At 38.2% G+C, this 474-nt stretch carries 1 protein-coding gene; it reads left to right on the plus strand.

The annotated features are described in order from the left end of the window. Positions 1-20: 20 nt before the first annotated feature. Positions 21-474 (plus strand): DNA/RNA helicase domain-containing protein (locus ACTJK5_RS23010; protein WP_440613318.1); only part of this gene is annotated, 454 nt, incomplete at its 3' end.

Consider the following 474-nt stretch of genomic DNA (forward strand, 5'->3'; position numbering starts at 1 on the left):
GTCTGACCATTGCACACGAGATGAACAATGCAGTTTATTTATCTGGTAACGGCCCATTAGTAGACGTATTACAAGATACGTTGAAAAATAGAACCTTCGTACAAGGTCTATATGGCTATAAAATGGATTTTCTCGAAAAGAGAATGATTCCAAAAGAACAAATAATCATTTTTGATGAGGCCCAACGAGCATGGGATGCAAAAAAAGTTGACCAATCACTCACTCGAAGAAATCGAGAAGCTCAAAACTTAAGCGAACCGGATATTATAATGAATGTTACAACAAACAATAAACCGTGGAGTGTAACAATTGGCTTAATCGGAGACGGACAGGAGATCTATTCTGGAGAAGAAGGCGGTCTCGCCCTGTGGAATCATGCGATCGCTGGAAAAAACGTGACTGTTCACTCTAAACATTCTAATTCTATATTCACAAATGCAGCACATTATAGAACACATTCTCATCTACATTTAA

Source organism: Agrobacterium sp. 22094 (genome assembly GCF_052046015.1).
Taxonomy (GTDB): Bacteria; Pseudomonadota; Alphaproteobacteria; order Rhizobiales; family Rhizobiaceae; genus Agrobacterium; species Agrobacterium cavarae.